Origin of the sequence: Peristeroidobacter soli (assembly GCF_004138485.1) — a bacterium.
Classification (GTDB): domain Bacteria; phylum Pseudomonadota; class Gammaproteobacteria; order Steroidobacterales; family Steroidobacteraceae; genus Steroidobacter; species Steroidobacter soli.
Window position 1 is genome coordinate 71,881 of the sequence record NZ_RYEV01000010.1, and the last position, 19,982, is coordinate 91,862.

16 protein-coding genes are annotated in these 19,982 nt (G+C 63.8%); 6 read left to right on the forward strand and 10 right to left on the reverse strand.

Annotated features, from left to right (window positions below; all coding sequences use genetic code 11):
• Positions 1-48: 48 nt before the first annotated feature.
• The 8 genes from hrpA to EKO19_RS35020 form a co-directional block, all read right to left on the reverse strand.
• Positions 49-3,942 (reverse strand): ATP-dependent RNA helicase HrpA, encoded by a 3,894-nt coding sequence (hrpA, locus tag EKO19_RS34985; protein WP_129782072.1) that lies wholly within the window; start codon positions 3,940-3,942, stop codon positions 49-51.
• Positions 3,943-3,991: 49 nt separating this feature from the next.
• Positions 3,992-5,359, reverse strand: a complete 1,368-nt coding sequence (locus EKO19_RS34990; RefSeq protein ID WP_129782073.1) for an ATP-binding protein — start codon at positions 5,357-5,359, stop codon at positions 3,992-3,994.
• A 19-nt stretch (positions 5,360-5,378) separates the two neighbouring features.
• Positions 5,379-6,068 carry a response regulator transcription factor gene (locus EKO19_RS34995; protein WP_129782074.1) on the reverse strand — a complete coding sequence of 230 codons (690 nt, stop codon included), beginning with the start codon at positions 6,066-6,068 and terminating at the stop codon, positions 5,379-5,381.
• A 3-nt stretch (positions 6,069-6,071) separates the two neighbouring features.
• The gene (locus EKO19_RS35000) at positions 6,072-6,365 is read right to left on the reverse strand and encodes a PepSY domain-containing protein (protein ID WP_129782075.1); all 294 of its coding nucleotides are present in this window, start codon (positions 6,363-6,365) and stop codon (positions 6,072-6,074) included.
• A 102-nt stretch (positions 6,366-6,467) separates the two neighbouring features.
• Positions 6,468-7,016, reverse strand: coding sequence for a glycine zipper 2TM domain-containing protein (locus tag EKO19_RS35005; protein ID WP_129782076.1), 549 nt, complete (start codon positions 7,014-7,016; stop codon positions 6,468-6,470).
• Between the two features lie 222 nt (positions 7,017-7,238).
• Complete coding sequence (mazG, locus tag EKO19_RS35010; RefSeq protein ID WP_129782077.1) at positions 7,239-8,066, reverse strand: nucleoside triphosphate pyrophosphohydrolase; 828 nt, start codon at positions 8,064-8,066, stop codon at positions 7,239-7,241.
• Positions 8,067-8,072: 6 nt separating this feature from the next.
• A complete protein-coding gene (locus EKO19_RS35015) occupies positions 8,073-8,708 on the reverse strand; it encodes an NUDIX hydrolase (protein WP_129782078.1) in 636 nt (211 codons plus the stop codon).
• A 1-nt stretch (position 8,709) separates the two neighbouring features.
• Positions 8,710-10,113, reverse strand: coding sequence for a class II fumarate hydratase (locus EKO19_RS35020; RefSeq protein ID WP_129782079.1), 1,404 nt, complete (start codon positions 10,111-10,113; stop codon positions 8,710-8,712).
• Positions 10,114-10,183: 70 nt separating this feature from the next.
• On the opposite strand from EKO19_RS35020, the gene purB reads away from it, so the two are divergent.
• The 5 genes from purB (at position 10,184) to EKO19_RS35045 (ending at position 16,986) form a co-directional block, all read left to right on the forward strand.
• Complete coding sequence (gene purB, locus EKO19_RS35025) at positions 10,184-11,551, forward strand: adenylosuccinate lyase (RefSeq protein ID WP_129782080.1); 1,368 nt, start codon at positions 10,184-10,186, stop codon at positions 11,549-11,551.
• A 76-nt stretch (positions 11,552-11,627) separates the two neighbouring features.
• A complete protein-coding gene (locus tag EKO19_RS35030) occupies positions 11,628-12,143 on the forward strand; it encodes an NUDIX hydrolase (RefSeq protein ID WP_129782081.1) in 516 nt (171 codons plus the stop codon).
• A gap of 10 nt (positions 12,144-12,153) precedes the next feature.
• On the forward strand, positions 12,154-13,242 hold the full coding sequence (gene mnmA, locus EKO19_RS35035; RefSeq protein ID WP_129782082.1) for a tRNA 2-thiouridine(34) synthase MnmA: 1,089 nt from the start codon (positions 12,154-12,156) through the stop codon (positions 13,240-13,242).
• A gap of 255 nt (positions 13,243-13,497) precedes the next feature.
• Positions 13,498-16,191 (forward strand): aconitate hydratase AcnA, encoded by a 2,694-nt coding sequence (gene acnA, locus EKO19_RS35040; RefSeq protein WP_129782083.1) that lies wholly within the window; start codon positions 13,498-13,500, stop codon positions 16,189-16,191.
• 18 nt (positions 16,192-16,209) lie between these two features.
• Positions 16,210-16,986: an enoyl-CoA hydratase-related protein gene (locus tag EKO19_RS35045; protein ID WP_129782084.1), complete on the forward strand. Its 777-nt coding sequence runs from the start codon at positions 16,210-16,212 to the stop codon at positions 16,984-16,986.
• A 50-nt stretch (positions 16,987-17,036) separates the two neighbouring features.
• Here EKO19_RS35045 and EKO19_RS35050 read toward each other — a convergent pair whose 3' ends face one another.
• Positions 17,037-17,360, reverse strand: coding sequence for a hypothetical protein (locus EKO19_RS35050; protein WP_129782085.1), 324 nt, complete (start codon positions 17,358-17,360; stop codon positions 17,037-17,039).
• A gap of 161 nt (positions 17,361-17,521) precedes the next feature.
• On the opposite strand from EKO19_RS35050, the gene EKO19_RS35055 reads away from it, so the two are divergent.
• Positions 17,522-18,394 (forward strand): GFA family protein, encoded by an 873-nt coding sequence (locus EKO19_RS35055; RefSeq protein ID WP_456107279.1) that lies wholly within the window; start codon positions 17,522-17,524, stop codon positions 18,392-18,394.
• On the opposite strand, the gene creD is transcribed toward EKO19_RS35055, so the two are convergent.
• Entirely contained in the window at positions 18,351-19,691 is a 1,341-nt protein-coding gene (gene creD / locus EKO19_RS35060; RefSeq protein WP_129782087.1) for a cell envelope integrity protein CreD, read from the reverse strand. The genes EKO19_RS35055 and creD overlap by 44 nt on opposite strands.
• Positions 19,692-19,982: the final 291 nt, after the last annotated feature.

The following is a 19,982-nucleotide window of genomic DNA, read 5'->3' on the forward strand; positions in this document are numbered from 1 at the left end:
ATGGACCGCCCGAGCGCCCCCCTTCATCCCCGCACACCGATCGAGGCATCAGGCCGCGCGCTGAACCTCGATGCGAGCGCGCTCGATCTGGTCGGCGATGCGCTTATCGGACACGGGCAACGCGGCCTTGAGGTCCTGCGCGAACAGCGACACGCGGAATTCTTCGATCATCCATTGCAGACGATCGAGTTCCGGATGCGTTTCGCCTCTCGGCGCCTGCGATCGCAGACGCTGATAGGCCTGGGTCGCAGGAGAGATCTGCTTCATCAAGTCGGCGTCGCGTTTCTGATTGCCCGGCGCCTTGTCGAGCCGGCGCGTCAGGGCCTTGAAGTAGCGAGGCAGATGTGGCCACAGCGCGCTCGGAACGCTCGCGGGGAAATCGCCGGGGACCAGCATCTGCAGTTGCGCTTGAACGTCGGTCCGCAGGGGCTGGAATGGCGCGCCTTCGATCGACGCGAGCTTCATGCGTGCGTTGCGCAGCTCACGTAGCGCCGAGGCGGTGTGCTCGATCACCCGATCGGTCACGTCGCCGAAGCGAGCACGATGCTTATCCAGAAGCGCATCGAATTGTGCGGCCGAGCGCGGCAGTGCGCCCTCCTCGCTCAGGAAACATTCGACGAAACACTTTTCCGCCAGCGCCTCGGCGATGGGACGAGCGTTGTTCAACCCTTGAGCCAGCAGCATCAGTTCGGTGCGCTCCGAGCAGCGCTTGCGAGCATATTTGAACTGTTCGGGCAACGTCAGGATGGCGAGGCGCAGGACGCCCAGGCGCAGCATGCCTTCGGCATCGACCAGCGTGGCTGCCTCGGCCACTTCGACGCCGTCACCGCGATCGCGTAGCGTCGGGTACACGGAGAATCGCAGTCCGCGCCGTTGCACCGACTCTTCAACGGCCAGGTCACCGAAGTCCCAGCGCCGGTGCACGCCGCCGGTCGTCGCCGGCTTGTGATCGCTCGACTTTGCTTCGGTCTCGCGCACGGCTCGCTTCAGCGCCGCGAGGTCGCGTCCCTCGGCGAGCGTCTTGCCGTCGAGATCGGCGACGCGGAAGTTCACGCGTAAATGTTCGGGAAGGGGAAGTGCCGCCACCTCCTCCGCCGTGACGTTCGTGCCGCCAACACGAGTGATCCACTCCGCCACCGCGGTATTGAATTCCTTCGACTCATCGATCTCCTCCGCTGCCCGCGCCGCGTGCTCGGGCACGGGAACGAACGCCTTCCGAATCTGCTTCGGCAGACTACGTAGCAGCTGCGTGATGGTCTCGACGCGCCAGCCCGGAATGGGCCGCGAGAAGTCACCGATGACGGCAGAGCTCAGCAGCGGCTTCGGCAACACCACGGTCACGCCATCGCTCACCGAGCCCGGTTCGAAGCGATATTCGAGCGGCAGCTCATTGCCGGTCACCGCCATCACGGGCGGAAACTCCTGCGGCGTGATTTCAGAGGCATCACGACGCGCGATGTCCGCGAGCGTCATCTGTAACTGCTGCGCGTGGCCAGGCGTCCGCAGCCATTTCTCGAGCGCCGAGACTGAATTCACCGTCTCCGGCAGTCGTGACAGATAGAAATCACAGATTGCCTGCTCATCGGCCAGGATGTCGCGACGGCGGACTTTCGCCTCCATCACCTCGACCTGCTGACGCAGCCGACGATTGTGTTTCAGGAAGTCGGCCTTGACGCGCGAGTGCCCTTCGACCAGCGCCTCGCGCACGAATATCTCTTGGGCCTCGCGCGGCGCCACGTTGCCAAGGTTGATTCGGCGACGCGATGAGAGCGTGAGCCCATACAGTGCAACCGATTCGAAGGCCGCGACGAAGCCACGATCTTCCACCCAATGCGGCTCGCTGTAACTGCGCTTGATCAGGTGCGCGCCGGCGGACTCGATCCACTGCGGCTCGATGGCCGCAACCGTGCGTGCGTAGAGCCGCGTCGTTTCCATCAAGTTCGCGGCAACCAGCCACTTCGGCGGCTTGCCCGCAAGCGGCGTGCCTGGCGCGATCACGAAACGCGTGCCACGAGCACCGTCATATTCGCGCTTCTCATCGAGCGCACCGATGTTGCCCAGGAATCCGGTGAGGATGGCCTGGTGCAGATTCGCGTAATCGGCCGGCGCGCTGTTCAGTTTGAGTTCCAGCTCCTTGACCGTCTCACTGAGCTGTCGATGCAGCTCCTGCCATTCACGCGCACGCATGAACGCGATGAAGTTCTCGCGACACCATTTGCGCAGCTGGCTGCCAGATAACTCCACAACCTGCGCCTGATAGGTGTTCCACAGGTTCAGGACGCCTATGAAATCCGAGCGCGAATCCGCGAATGCGGCGTGTTTCTGATCGGCCTGCGTCTGTGCATCGGAGGGCCGCTCGCGCGGATCCTGCGCAGAGAGAAATGATGCAATGACGAGCATTTCCGACAGACAGCTGTGATGACTCGCGGCGAGCAACATGCGCCCGAGCCGCGGGTCCACGGGCAGCGATGAGAGCTGTCGACCGAGACTCGTCACCCGGCGATCGTCATCGACCGCTTTCAATTCCTGCAGCAGCCGATAGCCGTCGTTGATCAAGCGCGTGTCGGGCGGATCGACGAATGGGAAGGCTTCCGGCTCGCCCAGTTCCAGCGCCGCCATCTGCAGAATCACGCTCGCGAGGTTGGTGCGCAAAACTTCCGGCGGCGTGAAGGCTGGACGCAGATTGAACTCATCTTCGGCGTACAGCCGAATGCAGATGCCGGGCGCTTCACGGCCGGAGCGGCCTTTGCGTTGATCCGCGCTCGCCTGTGAGATCGGCTCGATCGGCAGTCGCTGGACCTTGCCACGCACGCTGTAGCGACTGATGCGAGCGAGGCCCGAGTCGACGACGTGTCGGATGCCGGGCACCGTGAGCGATGTTTCAGCGACGTTGGTCGCGAGCACGACGCGACGCTGGCCGTGCTTCTCGAAGATCTTTTCCTGATCGCGCGTCGACAGCCGCGCGTACAGCGGCAGCACTTCGGTGCCGTGCAGGCGAGCTTTCGACAGCGCATCGGCAGCGTCGCGGATCTGTTTCTCACCGGGCAGGAACACCAGCACATCGCCGCGATCGACGCGGTCGAGCTCTTGTACGGCGGCAACGATGCCTTCATCGAGCGACAGTTCGTAGTCGTCCTCATCGGTGCCGGTGAGCGGCCGATAGCGCACTTCCACCGGATAGCTGCGACCGGAGACCTCGATGATCGGCGCGCCACCGAAGAATTCGGCGAAGCGCTGCGGGTCGATGGTGGCCGAGGTGATCACGATGCGCAGGTCCGGCCGCTGCGGCAGCAGACGCTTCAGCACGCCCAGCAGGAAATCGATGTTGAGGCTGCGCTCGTGCGCCTCGTCGATGATCAAGGTGTCATAGCGACGCAGCAGCCGGTCGTTCTCGAGCTCGCGCAGCAGAATGCCGTCGGTCATGAGCTTGATGCGGCAGTCCGGGCCGGTGCGATCGTTGAAGCGCACCTGATAGCCGACGGCGCCGCCGACCGTGGTCTGCAGTTCTTCGGCGAGTCGATTGGCGATGGCGCGGGCCGCGATGCGCCGAGGCTGCGTGTGGCCGATCAAACCAAAGGTGCCACGCCCGGCTTCCATGCAGATCTTCGGCAGCTGCGTCGTCTTGCCGGAGCCGGTCGCGCCACAGACCACGACGAGCTGGCTCGTTTGTAACGCTTTCGCAATCTCTTCGCGATGTGCGGTGATCGGCAACGCGGCGTCGTATTCGACGCGCAAGGGCAATGCCTTGACGCGCTCGACGGTGGCGACGGAAGTTGCGATCGACTGGCGCAGGTTGTCGATGGCGCCGTCGGGTTCTGCGGGGGGATTACGGCGCGCGAACAGGCGATCCAGCTCCCGCGACAGACGCGGCCGGTCGGCGAATCGCGTATGGGGCAACTGGTCGCGCAGCGCTATGAGCGCGGTTGTGTAGGCGGTACTCATCGGCAGCCGGTTTGTATGCGATCAAGCCGGCCGGTTTCAAGTCCGGTCGTCAGACCGGCGCTATTTTCACCTCGATACGCGCGCCGCCCAGGGCCGACTCGTCGATATCGATGATGCCGCCGTTGAGGTTCACCAGCTCTCGAACCACCGACAAGCCGATGCCCTGCCCGGCCACGCGCTCGTCCAGTCGGGCGCCCCGCTCCAGGACTCGGGCGCGCGAGTCGAGCGGAATGCCCGGGCCGTCATCCTCGATCACGATACGCAAGCCATCGCGCCGGGCGGCGGGACTCACGACCCGATCGGCAGTGATGCGCACGGTGGTGCGGGTCCATTTGAAGGCGTTATCGAGTAGATTGCCCGCGATCTCCGTGAGGTCTTCGCGGTCGCCGGTGAACGTCGCGCCTTCCGCGACGGACAGCTCACAGGTAATGCCGCGATCCACGTAAACCTTCAGCAACGCGCCACGCAGGGCCTCCAGCGCATCGCGAACGTCGACGGGCGCTGAGCCGAGGCCACTGCCGCCTGCGGCCGCCGCGCGACGTAGCTGATATTTGACGATGTCATCCATGCGTCCGACCTGCTCATCGAGCTGTCGAACGACCGTGAGCTCGCGACCGCTCTGGGTGCTGAGCAGATTGCGCATGACCGCGAGCGGCGTCTTGAAACTGTGCGCGAGGTTACCGAGCGTGTTCCGATAGCGCGCGAGGCGCTCGCGCTCGCTGCGAAGGAGCGCATTCAAGTTCGTGGTGATGCCGAGCAGCTCGCGCGGATAGCCGCCGCCGAGCTCGGTGAGCACGCCGGCTTCGATCGATTCGATTTCACGCTCGACCCGTCGCAGCGGCGAGAGCAAGCGTCGCAACAGCACCGCCAGCGCGCCGAGCACAATCACCGCCAGCGCGCCGAACCAGCCGAACATGCGGCCGCGCAGACGGCTCAAGTTCGCGTAATACGGCTCGAGACTTTCCGCGACGCTGTAAACGAACGAGCGCGTGACCCGATTACGAAACTGCCACTCGATGCCCATGCTGAAGGACAGCACCGTGGTGCCGTCGGCCCGCTGCAACTCGCCGAAGCGTCGCTCGCCGACCTGGACGTGAGGAAATTCGATGCCGGTGCCGGTGAGCGATTTGGAACGCCAGCTGGGCCGGCCGTCGCTGCGCAGGATCTCGCCATAGAGCCCGGAGCCCGGGTTGTCGAACCTGGGCTCGGCGAGCTGATCGGGACGCAGGCCGCCGCTCGAGTCCTCCTCGGACGCCGACAGCAACGCCACGACTTGCACTTCCAGCCGGTCCTGGATGGCGCGACGGCTCAGGTCCTGGAACACGAAGTCCAGGGCCAGAATGGTGACGCCAAAGAACAGGATCAGCAGGAAGCTGACCGAGACGAGCAGTCGTGTGCTTAACGAACGCGGCTGCATCGTCCTCGCTTGTCAGTTCTCAGGCAGCGGCAGTATCACGCTGAAGGGCGAAACGATAACCCCGGCCGCGCAGCGTCTCGATCGGCTTGATGGTCTCGTCCGGATCGAGCTTGCGGCGCAGCCGACCGATGAACACCTCGATGGTGTTGCTGTCCCGGTCGAAGTCCTGAGCATACAACCGTTCGGTCAGCTCGCTCTTGGAGATCACCTCGCCGGCCCGATGGATCAGATGATCCAGGATGCGGTACTCGAAGCTGGTCAGGTCGACCTTGCGGCCGTTGACCGTGACTTCCTGAGTCCGCGGATCCAGCGACACCGGACCACAACGCAGCACTGGCTGTGCCCAGCCGCCCGAGCGACGCAGTAACGCCTGCACGCGCGCCAGCAGCTCCTCGAAATGGAACGGCTTGGCGACGTAGTCGTCGGCGCCCGCCTGCAGCCCTTCCACCTTGTCCTGCCAGCGATCGCGCGCCGTCAGGATCAGGATGGGAAAGCTCTTGCCTTCGGTGCGCAGCGTTTTGATCAGCTCCAGGCCAGGCAGCTTCGGCAGACCGAGGTCGACCACCGCCAGGTCCAGGGCATATTCCCGCCCGCAGTAGAGTCCTTCCTCGCCATCGGCAGCCGCATCGACCGTGAAGCCGTGCTGCTGCAGTTGTTCGACGATGGATTCACGCAGGGTCTGTTCGTCTTCAACAATTAGGACGCGCATGGATCAGTTCATTGCTCCCGAGTCTGCGTCCACGCTCACGTTCCGTACCTTGCCATCGGCGCTGAGCAGGCGGATGCGATGCTCCACCCTGTCGCCATTGCGAACGGTCTCGGCCCGGACCACCTTGGCTCGAAACCGCCGCTGCGCCATCTCCACCGCCTGTTCGAGCGAAATGCCCGCGGGCTGGGAGCGAAAATCACGACGCTGCCGGCGATCGATCAGCTCCTGGGCAGTGGCGCTCGGTACCGCTGCGACCAGCGATAGCGTAACCAACAACAGGTGCCAGAAAGTGCGCATGGGGGCTAAGTGTACGCACGGCGAGACGCATGTTCACGCCCCGCCGCACAACCTTTGAGAAAACTCCCGTTGAAGATGGAAGTCGTTTGACCGGCCTCCACCTCATTCCGCCACGGCGACGGCCACCCTGACGCGAATGCGCTCACCGGGGTCGTACGGCAGTCGGGTCGTGTATTCACGGCCGTTGTACTCGTAGCTCACCCGGTACCCGTCAACACGCTCTTCGTACCGTTTCTCATATCGGACTTCGCAACGCTGAACTATTTCTTCACGCACCGAAGCTGAACGGCGGGCGCCGGCGTCATAGCCGACCGCGGCACCGACCGTGGCGCCGGCGACGGTGGCCGCATCCCGGCCCCGGCCGCTACCGAACTGGTGACCGATCACGCCGCCGATCAGGCCGCCCACCAGGGTGCGAACGCCGACCTCGGGGTCGGAGATGTGCGGGCGGTCCTCGACGTAGCGGGTTTCGTCGTAGCACTCGCGGTTCGGGGTCTCGACACGGACCTGCCGGACGATGGGCTCGACGTGGGTGACGGGGGCGTAGTCGTACTCGTTGGAGGAGCTGCGCTCATAGCGGGGCGGTCCGGCCAGGGCCATGCCAGCCACCAGGACACCCGCGACAGCCATCGAAACGCGACCGACAGTCATCTTGATCTCTCCAGGAACCCGGCATGGGGAGCGCCGAGCGTGGGAGTCAAATTAGGGCTGAGGCCATGAATGAACCCTGAACCTCGTCAGACAACTTGTGACCGACTGTATCAAGTGTGCAACAACTCATCTCAAGCAGCCGTCCATGGACCCTCGGCCAGCCGTTACGTCCGTGTACCGGCCTGAGCGCGGTTCGAGGCGACGTTAAGTCGCCTCGAAGAGTCATCCGCGCTTAGCCTCATCCCAGAGCTGGTCCATCTCGGCCAGGGTCGCCTGCTGAGGGGTCTTGCCCTGTCTGGCCAGACCACGTTCGACATAACGGAAGCGCCGCTCGAAGCTTGCGTTGGTGCGCTTCAAGGCCTGCTCCGGATCGATCTTCAGGTACCGGCACACGTTCACCACGCAGAAGAGCACGTCGCCGATCTCGGCGGCGAGGCGCTCGTGCTGATGCTCGTGGCCCTGTGCCGACGTATCCGCCTGCAGGCACGCATGCGAGCGCACCTCGGCCTTGAACTCGGCGATCTCCTCATCGAGCTTCTCGACCGCACCGTGCACGTCGGACCATTCGAAGCCCACTTGAGCCGCGCGCTTGCCGAGCTTGTTCGCACGGGTCAGCGCCGGCAAGGCGACGGGCACGTCATCGAGCACGCTCGCCTGTTCTCCGCCGCTGCGCTTCTGCGCGCGCTCACGACGCTTCTGCTCTTCCCAGGCAACGGTCTGCGCCTCGGCATCGGCGATGGACGCATCACCAAACACGTGCGGATGACGACGTTCCATCTTGTCGCAGATGGCGTTCGCCACGTCGTCGAAGTCGAATGCGCCCCGCTCCCTGGCCATCTGCGAATGAAACACGACTTGAAACAACAGATCGCCCAACTCATCGCGTAACGATGGCAGATCGTCGCGCTCGATGGCATCGGCGACTTCATAGGCCTCCTCGACCGTGTACGGCGCGATGGTCTTGAAGTTCTGTTGCAGATCCCAGGGACAGCCGCCGTTCGGATCGCGCAACCGCGCCATGATTTCGAGCAGGCGTTGAATGCCGGACATGTTGGATTACTCCGCTTGTAGCAGTCGATACAGCGACATCAACATGCCGGCCGTGGCGCCCCAGATGTTGTGTTCCTGATAAGGAATGTCGTACACCTGCACGGTCACCGCGCCCAGCTCGCGGGTCCGTGCGCGATGATTGATCGGATCCAGAATGTGACGCAGCGGCACTTCCAGCGCGAAGTCGACTTCGCGACGATCCAGTCGCAGCTCGAAGCCCGGCCGCACGAACGCGACGACCGGTGTCACCCAATAGCCGGAGAGCACCAGTTGCGGCTCGAGATAGCCCGCAAACGTGACGTACTCGCGTCCGACGCCGATCTCCTCCTGCGTCTCGCGCAACGCCGCTTCCAACGGATTCAGATCGGTCGGCTCGATGCGACCGCCCGGAAAGCTGATCTGCCCGGCGTGATTCTTCAGCGTGGAAGCACGCTGGGTGAGCAGCACGGTGAGCCCGGAGTCATGATCGACGATGGGCACGAGCACGGCCGCCGCGATCGGTGAGGCTGGAAAGTACGCGCGAATCGCATCGATGTCGCCGGCGGAAAAGCCCGCGGGCACCGCCGTCGTGGGATCGGGTACTGCACGGGAATCCTTCAGCCGCTCTTCGATGAGCCGCCGCAGGGCGATTCGATCGTTCAACTCAGCCCCCGCCGCCTTGGGCTTTGCCGCCGGCCTTGGTCAGCTCGCGCGGATCCAGATATTTCGACAACTCCTCATCGGAGAGCTGCGTGTGCTCGGCCGCGACGTCCTTGATGGGCCGGCCGGTGGCATAGGCTTGCTTCGCGATCTTCGCCCCCGCCTCGTAACCGATGACGGGATTCAGTGCAGTGACCAGGATCGGATTGCGATTCAGTGCCTCACCGATGCGCTGCTCGTTGACGGTGAACCCCGCGACCGCCGAATCAGCGAGTGAGCGCGCGGCATTCGCGAGCAGATCGATGCTCTGTAACAGGTTATAGGCGATCACCGGCAACATCACGTTGAGCTGGAAATTGCCGGACTGCCCGGCGATGGCGATGGTGGCATCGTTGCCCATCACTTGCGCGGCCACCATGGTGACGGCTTCGGGAATCACCGGATTCACTTTGCCGGGCATGATGCTGCTGCCTGGCTGCAAGGTCGGCAACGAGATCTCACCCAGGCCGGCGAGCGGACCGCTGTTCATCCAGCGAAGATCGTTCGCGATCTTCATCATCGACACCGCCAGGGTGCGCAACTGCCCCGAGAGCTCGACGGCTGCATCCTGCGATGACATCGCCTCGAAGTAGTTCGTGCTCGGCTTCAGCTCGAGCCCGCTCTTCACCGAGAGATAGCGCGAGGCTCGCAGCGCGAAGCGTGGATGCGCATTGACGCCGGTGCCAACCGCGGTGCCACCGAGCGCGATCATTTGCAGTCGAGCTCGAGACTCCATCACACGGGCGCTGCCATGTTCGATTTGCGTGCGCCAGCCGCTCATCTCCTGACCGAACGTCACGGGCATCGCATCCATCAAATGGGTGCGTCCGGTCTTTACGATGTCGCCGACCTCACCGATGCGTCGACTGATGACGGCGCTGAGGTATGCGAGCGCGGGCAGCAGATGCTGTTCGACCGCGAGCAGCGCACTCACGTGAATGGCGGTGGGAATCACGTCGTTCGAGCTCTGGCTCATGTTGACGTGATCGTTGGGGTGCACGGCGATGCCGGCGAATTTCGAGGCCAGGTGTGCGATGACCTCGTTGGCATTCATGTTGCTGCTGGTGCCGGAGCCGGTCTGGAACACGTCCACCGGAAACTGGCGATCGTGCGTGCCCTCGACCACTTCGATCGACGCCTTCTGAATCGCCGCGGCGTGCTTGGCCTCGAGGCCGCCGAGCTCCAGGTTGGCGGTGGCCGCCGCCCACTTGATCAGGCCGAGCGCGCGAATGAAATCGCGCGGCATGCGCAGGCTGCTGATCGGGAAGTTGTCCACGGCGCGCTGCGTTTGCGCGCCCCACAACGCATCGCTGGGGACCTTCAACTCGCCCAGGCTGTCCCGCTCGATGCGAAAGTCGTCGTTCGCCACACTCTCTTCCTCTCACCATGCGCTCGCGCCCGCCTGAAGCGGGCGAACCGATCTGCGGTATGATTCTACGATGAACCACAGTCCCTTGAATGCGATTTCACCCATCGACGGCCGCTATGCTGACAAGGCCGCCGAGCTTCGGCCTCTTTTCAGCGAGCGCGGGCTGATCCGTCAGCGCGTCCGTGTCGAGGCGCTCTGGCTCAAAGCCCTGGCCGCCGAGCCGGGCATCGACGAGCTGCGCGGTCTGCCGGCCGCGGCGCTCACCGTCCTCGATGCGCTCGCCGCCGAGCTGACCGATGCCGAGGCCGCCGAGGTCAAGAAGCTCGAGCGCGAAACCAATCATGACGTGAAGGCGGTCGAGTACTTCGTCAAGAGCAAGCTCGATGATGTGCCGGCGTGGCGCACCCGTCGGGAGTTCGTCCACTTCGCCTGCACCTCCGAAGATATCAACAATCTCAGCTATGCATTGATGCTGAGGGAAGCGCGAGATCTGGTGCTGCTGCCGAGGCTCGACACGCTCATCACCCGTCTGCGGGCCCTGGCGCATTTACATGCGGCCACCCCGATGATGTCGCGCACCCATGGTCAGCCCGCGACGCCGACCACGCTCGGCAAGGAAGTGGCGAACTTCACTTACCGTCTGCGCGAGGCTCGCACGCGTTTCGCAGCCGTCACCATCAGCGGCAAGATCAACGGCGCGGTGGGCAATTTCAATGCGCACGCGGTCGCGTATCCGAACGTCGACTGGCCGCGCCTGGGGCAACGCTTCGTCGAATCGCTGGGGCTGAGCTGGAATCCGTACACGACCCAGATCGAGCCGCACGACTGGATGGCGGAATATTTCGATGCGCTCGCGCGCCTGAACACCGTGCTGGTCTCGCTGTGCCGTGACATGTGGGGCTATATCTCGCTCGGTTATTTCCGTCAGCGCGTGGTGGCGGGCGAAACCGGCTCCTCGACCATGCCGCACAAGGTCAACCCGATCGATTTCGAGAACGGCGAAGGCAATCTCACGTTGTCGATCTCGATGCTTCGTTATCTCTCGGACAAGCTGCCGGTGTCGCGTTGGCAGCGCGATCTCACCGATTCGACGGTGCTGCGAAATGTCGGCGTCGCGGTCAGCCATGCCTTGATCGCCTGGCGCTCCATCGAGCGTGGCCTGGAACGGGTCGATGTGGATGCGAGCCGGCTCGCCGAAGACCTCGATGCGAACTGGGAGCTGCTCGCCGAGCCCATCCAGACCGTGATGCGACGCTATGGCGTCGAGAATGCCTATGAGCAATTGAAGTCCCTGACGCGCGGTCAGCGGGTCGATGCCGCCGCCCTGCGACAGTTTGTGTCCGGCCTCGCCTTGCCGGAATCTGCCAGACAGGCGCTGCTGGAACTTACGCCGGCCCGCTACGTTGGCTATGCAGAGCAATTGGCAAAAAAGGTCTGAGGTCCACTCTGAGACCTTCGTCCAATAGCTTGAAAAGCATCACAAATCATTCTGACTGGGCAGCTATACTCCCGGCATGACCGTGCGCCCCGATCTGACCGTAGCCGCCGTCGTCGAACGCGACGGCCAATTCCTGCTCGTGGAGGAGCGGGTCGGCAATCGCATGGTGTTCAACCAGCCGGCCGGCCACGTCGAGCGCGGCGAGCAGTTCATCGAAGCGGTGATCCGCGAAACGCTCGAAGAGACCGCCTGGACCTTCCGGCCCGAGGCGCTGATCGGCGTTTATCTGTGGGAACAGGTCGAGAAGCAGAAGAGCTTCCTGCGGGTGGTGTATTCGGGCGAGGTGACCCATCACCACGCCGACCGGCAGCTCGATCGCGGCATCGAGCGCGCCCTGTGGCTGGATCGCGAGCAGATCGTGGCCCGCTCCGCCCGGCTGCGCAGCCCGCTGGTGCTCCGGTGCATCGACGATTACCTCGAAGGCAGCCGGCATCCCCTTGATGTCGCGAAAAACGTCGTCAAAGATGGGATTCTGTCCCCGGAAGTGCGCGCGCGTACGCTCGAGCATCCCGCCATCAATCGTTTGATCTGACCGTTCCGCAGTGACCGCTCCTCTCGTGATCGTCGGCATGTCCGGCGGCGTGGACTCGTCCGTCGCCGCGTGGCTGCTGTTGCAACAGGGTTACGAGGTCCAGGGCTTGTTCATGAGCAACTGGGACGAGGACGAAGACGGCTACTGCACCGCTGCCGAGGATTATCAGGATGCGCGCCAGGTCTGCGAGCAACTGCAGATCCCGCTGCACAAGGTGAGCTTCGCCGGCGAGTATCGCGAGCGCGTCTTCAGTTATTTCCTCGAAGAATATCGGCACGGCCGCACGCCCAATCCCGACGTGCTGTGCAATCGTGAGATCAAGTTCGGCGTTTGTTACGACTACGCGCGCCGGCTCGGCGCCGAGTGGGTCGCGACCGGTCATTACGCACGCGTCGAGCACGATGCCTCGCACACGCGCGCCAGGCTGTTACGCGGGCTCGATCCCAACAAGGATCAGAGTTATTTCCTGCACGCGATGCCGGGCGAGGCCCTCGCGCATACCCTCTTTCCGATCGGCGATCTGCAGAAGAGCGAAGTGCGACGGCTCGCTCGCGAACAAACCCTGCCGGTGTTCGACAAGAAAGACAGCACCGGGATTTGTTTCATTGGTGAAAGGCCGTTCGCGCAGTTCCTGGAAACTTACCTGCCCGCTCAGCCCGGTCACATCGAAACGCCCGAGGGACGCCGCGTCGGTCAGCATCGCGGACTCATGTACTACACGCTCGGCCAGCGCCAGGGCTTGGGGATCGGTGGCCGCAACGATGCTGGGGAAGCCCCCTGGTATGTGGCCGACAAGGACCTCGCTCGCAATGTGCTCATTGTCGTGCAAGGTCATGATCATCCAGCGATGCAGCGGACCGAGGCCTGGGGCTCGCAGCTCGCCTGGGTGGCCGGCGCGCCGCCGGCTCAGCGCTTCGATTGCACCGCTAAAGTGCGCTATCGCCAGGCGGATCAGGCATGCAGCGTCGCAGTACTCGCGGACGGCGGCGTTCACGTCCGATTCCACCAGCCGCAACGTGCGGTCACTCCCGGTCAATACGTGGTGTTTTACGTCGGCGAGGTGTGCCTGGGCGGCGGTGTCGTCGACCGGACCGCGTAAAAGATTGCGTTGTCAGCCCGAACTCGCCTGGAATTTGTTCTGGCCTGATTTAATTGTCCAAACAGGGGCTCGATCGTCCCCATAGTTACGCGGCGACCGCTATAATCCCGCCGATTTGTCCCCGGGGTTAGGGATGCCTTCCTTCACAGCCGCGGGGCCAATGAAGCATATGGGGCGCCTTTTGTCCGAGGTGGCGTCCCTGGCGCTGCCAGCGCATGAGCCAGCCGCGCCACTCCCTATCCTCGCGGAGGACGCATGAAAGACTCGTTTAAGGCGCGCACCACGCTCGCTTGCGGCAATCAGAATTTTGAAATCGCCAGCCTCGCAGCCCTGAAAGACCGCAACGTCGCCCGCCTGCCCTATTCGCTCAAAATCCTGTTGGAGAATCTGCTGCGATTCGAAGACGGCGTCAACGTGACGCGCGATGACGTCGAAGCATTGATCAAATGGGATCCGAAGGCCGCGCCTTCCTACGAGATTTCTTTCACGCCCAGCCGCGTGATCATGCAGGATTTCACCGGCGTGCCCGCGATCGTGGATCTGGCCGCCATGCGCGAGGCCATGATCAAGCTCGGCGGCAATCCGGATGAGATCAATCCGCTGTCGCCCGCGGAGCTGGTCATCGACCACTCCGTGCAGGTCGACGCTTACGGCTCGGCGCAGGCCATGGCCGAGAACAATCGCATCGACTTCAGCCGCAACACCGAGCGCTACGCGTTCCTGCGCTGGGGTCAGACCGCGTTCCAGAATTTCAAAGTGGTGCCGCCGAACACCGGCATCGTGCACCAGGTGAACGTCGAACACCTCGCTCGCGTGATCTTCGACAACGAGAAGGACGGCGTGCGCTGGGCTTATCCGGACACGCTGGTCGGCACCGACTCGCACACCACCATGGTCAACGGCCTGGGCGTGCTGGGCTGGGGCGTCGGCGGCATCGAGGCCGAAGCGGCCATGCTCGGTCAGCCGGTCACCATGCTCATTCCGCACGTCATCGGCTTCAAGCTCACCGGCACGCTGCCGGCCGGCACCACCGCGACCGACCTCGTGCTCACCATCACCGAGATGCTGCGCAAGAAGGGCGTGGTCGACAAGTTCGTTGAGTTCTTCGGCGACGGTCTCGCCAACCTGCCGCTCGCCGATCGTTCCACCATCGCCAACATGGCACCGGAATTCGGCAGCACCTGCGGCATCTTCCCGGTCGACGAAGAAACATTGAAATATCTCGAGCTCACCGGCCGTTCGCCCGAGCACATCGCGATGGTGAAGGCATACGCCCAGCACCAGGGCATGTGGCGTAACAATGGCGACCCGCAGGCCGATTACACCGACGTGCTCGAACTGGATCTCGGCACGGTCGAGCCTTCGCTCGCCGGTCCCAAGCGTCCGCAGGATCGCGTGCCGCTGCGGACCGCGAAGCAGACCTATCAGGCGGCTCACAAGAAGATGGCCGAAGAGCGCACGGCGAAGAACCCGAGCGCCAAGGGCACCGCTGCCGCGTCGATGGGTGGCAAGTCGTTCGAAGTGGCCGATGGCGCGGTGCTGATCGCCGCGATCACGAGCTGCACGAACACCTCGAACCCGGCCGTGCTGATCGCCGCGGGCCTGCTCGCCCGCAACGCTCGCAAGCGTGGCCTCACCTCGAAGCCCTGGGTGAAGACGTCGCTGGCGCCCGGCTCGCGCGTGGTCACTGATTACCTCAACAAGGCCGGCCTGAGCGACGATCTCGACGCGCTGGGCTTCTACACCGTGGGCTACGGCTGCACGACCTGTATCGGTAACTCCGGCCCGCTGCGCCAGGAGATCAGCGATGCGGTGAAGGCCGGCGATGTGATCGCCGCCTCCGTGCTGTCCGGCAACCGTAACTTCGAAGGTCGCGTGCATCCGGAAGTGAAGATGAACTTCCTCGCCTCCCCGCCGCTGGTGGTTGCGTACGCGCTCGCCGGCTCCATGACCATCGACCTGACCACCGAGCCGTTGGGCACGGGCAGCGATGGCAAGCCGGTCTATCTGAGGGACATCTGGCCGACGCCGGCCGAGGTGCACGAGTTCATCGCGAAGTCGGTGGACGCGGCGATGTTCAAGAAGGGCTACGCGAGCGTGTTCGCGGGCGATGAGAACTGGAACGCGATCCGCCTGCCGAGCGGCAAGATCTACGCATGGGACGAGAAGTCGACCTACGTGAAGAATCCGCCGTACTTCGTCGGCATGACGATGAAGCCGGGCGCGGTGGCCGACGTGCGTGCCGCCCGTGCGCTCGCGATTCTCGGCGACTCCGTGACGACCGACCACATCTCCCCCGCCGGCGATATTTCCAAGACCAGCCCGGCTGCGAAGTATCTCGTGGCGCAGGGCGTGCAGCCGAAGGACTTCAACTCCTACGGCGCGCGTCGTGGCAATCATGAAGTGATGATGCGCGGTACGTTTGCAAACATTCGTCTGCGCAACCTCCTCGCGCCGGGCACCGAAGGCGGTGTGACCGTGCACGTGCCGAGCGGCGAGCAGATGAGCATTTACGACGCCGCCATGCGCTACAAGCAGGAAGGCACGCCGCTGGTGATCCTGGCGGGCAAGGAATACGGCACGGGCTCCTCGCGTGACTGGGCTGCCAAGGGCACCATGCTCCTGGGCGTGAAGGCCGTCATCGCCGAGAGCTTCGAGCGTATCCATCGCTCCAACCTGATCGGCATGGGCGTGCTGCCGCTGATGTTCAAGGACGGTCAGAACGCGCAGTCGCTCGGCCTCACCGGCAAGGAAAGCTTCGAGATCATCGGCCTGAACGGCGGTGCCGCGAAGATGGTGACCGTGGTCGCCACCCCGGCTTCCGGCGCGCCGATCAAGTTCGAAGTGCGTGTGCGTATCGACACGCCGAAGGAGCGCGAGTACTTCCAGCACGGCGGCATCCTGCACTATGTGCTGCGTCAGCTGGCGTCTTCGAGCAAGGCTGCTTAAACCGATCGAGGAACGATCATGACCGAGCACGTGCGCATTGCCCTCGACGATGGCGTCCTTCGAATCACGCTCGCCCGAGCGGACAAGAAGAACGCGTTGACGCAGGCGATGTACACGTCGCTCGCTCAGGCACTGACCCGGGCCGAGACCGATGCCTCGGTTCGGGTCGTGCTGCTCGAAGCCGAAGGTGATTCATTCACCGCCGGCAACGATCTTGCCGACTTCGCCGCGGTCGCGGCTGGCACGCTCGATCGGAACGCCATGACGACGGTTCGGTTTCTGGATGCGCTCGCTCATGCGCGCAAGCCGCTCGTCGCCGCGGTGACGGGCCTGGCGGTCGGCATCGGTGTCACGATGCTGCTGCATTGTGATTTGGTGTTCGTCGCCGACGATGCGAAGCTGTCGACGCCGTTCGTCAATCTCGCGCTCGTGCCGGAGGCGGCGTCGAGTGTGTTGTTACCTGCGCGTATCGGTTATGCGCGTGCGTATGCGATGTTTGCTTTGGGTGAGCCGGTCGACGGTCGTACGGCGGCATCGATCGGGCTTGCGAACGCGGCGTTGCCTGCGAGCGAAGTGCGAGGCGCGGCACTCGCGGCTGCGAAGAAATTGGCGAGCAAGCCGATGGGCGCGTTGCAGGCGACCAAACAGTTGATGCGCGATGGCGCGGCGATTGCCGCGGTCATGGCGAAAGAAAGTGAGATCTTTGGTGCCCGACTGTCGTCGCCGGAAACGGCGGAAGCGTTGCGTGCGTTTGCTGAGCGGCGTCCGCCGGACTTCAGCAAGTTCGCGGGCTAGTCCGTAACGCCCCTCTCACCTGCCCCCGAAGGGGGGCATGAAACTAATAGTTAGTAGCTCGGCTTGGGCTTTTTCTTGAATGGCTTGCGCGGCGTCGGATGCCGCTGCAAACGAATCGGCAGCGTCGGCTCATCCGGCTCGTCCTCCACCGACCATTTCTCCTTGAACATCTGCATCGCTTCGCTCTGCACGGCCGCGTGACGGTTCGACAGCATGAGCGACGATGGCGAGCAGACGCGCGCGCGGATCAAACCCAAGTCGGCGGCCGCATCGAACAGACTCGGATACCAGCTGCGCCAGGTGGGCAACAGGTCCTCCACCTGCTCTCGCAGGCTGCGTCGGTCCGAAGGCGTTGCGGTTACGGTATCGGTCACAGCGGCCCTTTTACCACAAAGGTTTTTCCGAAAACGACAGTCGGTCTCAAATCGTGTGAATCCCCGATGACGTTCAGTGCGCGCTGGAGCGGGTCACGAACGATTTGCTATCGTGGTCGACCGGCATGATGATCGGCACAAATCTCACGGGAGCGACGAGCATGTCACCGAGCCAGTCCGCGCCACAGCTGCACGGAAGTTGTCTATGCGGGGCGGTCACTTATCAGGTGGGCGGCCCTTTCAACATGATGCTGCATTGTCATTGCTCCATGTGCCGCAAACACCATGGCGCCGCCTTCGCCACCTTTGTCGGGGCGCCGCTGATGAGCTTCAAGTGGTTGAGCGGCGAGGACCAGATCGTCAGTTATGTGTCCTCGGAAAAAGGCCGACGCGACCACTGCAAGCACTGCGGCTCGGTCACGCCAACTTTGCTCGAGCAAATGGATCTGGCGCTGATACCCGCCGGCAATCTCGAGGGCGATCCGGGAATTCGACCGCAGCTCCACGTGTTCGTGGGCTCCAAGGCGCCCTGGTATGCCATCACCGACGACCTGCCTCAGCACGAGGAGTTTCCGCCGGAGTTCGGTGTGGGCGGCGTCGAGCGGCCAGTGGTCGAGCCGCGCGAGGGCGCCGTGCTCGGCAGCTGCCTGTGCAACAGCATCACCTATGAGATCACCGGGAAGGCGCTACGAAGCGCGAACTGTCACTGCTCCCGGTGCCGTCGGGCCCGAAGCGCCGCGCACGCCTCGAATCTGTTCTACAAGCTGGAGGATTTCCGTTTCACCCGGCAGGATGCGGCCATCGGCGATTACCGCGTGCCCGAGGCGAGATTCTTTGGCGTCTCCTGGTGCACGAAATGCGGGGCCGCCGTACCCCGTGTCTCCAAAGAGCGTAACGCGGTGGTCGTGCCGGCTGGAGCGCTGGACACCGATCCAGGTCTCCAGCCGGCGGTGCACATCTATGTCGGTAACAAAGCGTGCTGGTACGAGATCACTGATACGACTCCTCAGTTTGAGACGGCTCCTCCGGTCTGAGGCGATACCAGTCGACGCGGCGCGTGGCCAGCATCACTGCGGCCAGCGCCGCGAACAGAATGATCGAGCCGAGCAGGAGACTGTAGTCCTCGGACAGCACGAGCATATACAGCAGTCCGTACACCAGGCTCATCGCTGCGCCGGCGACCACGCCTCGCCAGGCGCTACGAAGTGCGCCGGCCAGATACAGGCCGATCAATAGCACCAGCGCAGCAGCTGCGGTGACATAGGCGAGTGCGAAAGAAATGTGCTCGGAGAGCGCGATCAGCAGCAGATAAAACATGCTGAGCGCCAGACCGACCAGCAGATACTGCAACGGATGCAGTCGATTGCGGGTCACCTGCTCCCAGGCGAAGAACGTCAGAAACGTGAGCGCGATGAACAGCACCGCGTATTTCACGGCGCGCTCACCACGTTGATAGATATCCACCGGTTGAAACAAGCTGACACCGAACGACGACTGCCGGAGCGCATCGTCCGTCACCTCGCCTTCCTGCCACACCTGCCCGTAGGATCGATTCAGTTCGAGCACCTGCCAGCGCGCACTGAAGCCATTTGCCGTGATCGTTCGCTCGGACGGCAGGAACGCGCCCTGAAACGAGGGATGTGGCCAGTCGGAGCTCATGCTCACCGTGGTCGTGCCACCGAGCGGCAGCAGCGACACCGCGCGGCTGCCCGCGACCACGGTGCCGAAGTCGAAGGCAGCGGTTGGCGACTGTTGCAGCTGACTCAAATCCACGCGAGCCTCGATGCCCATGTGGACGCCGGGTGTCGCGGGGCCGAGCTTCACCGGCTGACCCGCGAACGTCGCATGCTGGATCTCACGCAGGCTGCGCACCGACGAGATTGGCAGACGCAGCCGGCTCTGCGACCACAGGTAGGTCACGCCCGTTTGCTCGAGCTGCGGACGCAGGCTCACAAAATCGAAATCGCCCTGCAGGCGCAGCGTCGACAGGTACACCGGCACTGCGTATATCCCGACATAGCGCGGCTGCGGATCGAGCTTCACCTGCACGGCGCCGTCGAGCTTCGCGGGCATCAGATACACGTCGCGGCGTACGGTGCGCTCGACGTTGTCGATGATGGCTTTGCGCTCGGTGGGCACGATCAGCATCGGTCCGCCGACGGTCAGCTCACCGCCCCACCCTTCGGCCACCCGCTGATACGCCTGCTCGCGCAATCCAGCCCGCTCGGTGACCACGCTGCGGAGCATCTCCAGCGGCATCAGCAGCAACAACACGATCACCCCGATCAACACCGCCTTGAACGTGACCGACCCAGACTCCACGATTCTCATGACTCGCGCCCTCCCATGGGGTTGCCTCAGTGCTTACACTGCGGGCAGCCTGACGGGGCGGGCGGGCAAATCGCCGACGCAATTCGGGCGAATTGTGGAGCAATCCGATGTAATGCCCAGCGCGAAACTCCGGTCTGGTGTTACGAGTCTGATTGAATACAGCGACTCGGGCATCCTGCCACTCGCGCTGTGGCGCCTGGAGAAAAGGCGTGACTTTTCCCCGGCCCCCGCCGCCTGCGCCGGCGGGCACGTCCCTGTGCCTGAGGGTGGCACCGTTCAAGTTTTGCGGAG